A 700-nucleotide genomic window follows, 5' to 3' on the forward strand; every position below is an offset into this window, starting at 1 on the left:
TGGCAAGGCGCACTGAGCGGCGCATCATCGCCTTGAGGCTCAACCGCGGTGGGGACCCCACCGCATCGCCTACCACCTGGGCCTGGCACGCTCCACTGTGGGGCGCATCCTGGCCCGGTACAACATGCCCCGCCTGACCGAGGTGGATCAGGCCACCGGGCTGGCGGTGCGCCGCCCGCCGCCGGTGCGCTATGAGAAGACCAGTCCCGGGGAGCTGGTCCATCTCGACATCAACAAGCTCGGCCGCATCCCCGACGGCGGGGGCTGGCGCGCTCACGGACGGGGCTCAGCGCCCGCTCTGGCCGCGGACCGCGCCAAGACCCGCACCCGCTGTCGGGGCAGCCCGGTCGGAGGCTATCGGTACATCCACCACGCGATAGATGACTACTCGCGCCTGGTCTACTCCGAGATCCTCGATGATGAGCGCAAGGAGACCGCTGCCGGGTTCTTTCAGCGCGCCAACGCGTTCTTTAAGGACCTGGGCATCACCGTCCAGGCCGTCATGACCGATAACGGGGCCTGCTACCGCTCACGGGCCTTTAACCAGGTCCTGTCCGCAGCCGGCGTCAAGCACCCTTCAGACGGTGACGACCTGGGAGCGGGCCTGGGAGCGATTCACCCCTCTTCCTGGACTCACCGGCCGATGCTCAGGCGTGTCATCTCTCCCCCACTTCGCGGGAGGTACCCCCTCCACCAACAG

General features: G+C 68.0%; 1 pseudogene. It reads left to right on the plus strand.

Annotated elements, in window-relative coordinates:
- A pseudogene (locus HMPREF0975_RS14400) lies at nt 1-553 on the plus strand (DDE-type integrase/transposase/recombinase); the annotation flags it as partial.
- Between the last annotated feature and the right edge of the window lie 147 nt (nt 554-700).

This window comes from Actinomyces sp. oral taxon 849 str. F0330 (assembly GCF_000239715.1).
Classification (GTDB): domain Bacteria; phylum Actinomycetota; class Actinomycetes; order Actinomycetales; family Actinomycetaceae; genus Actinomyces; species Actinomyces johnsonii.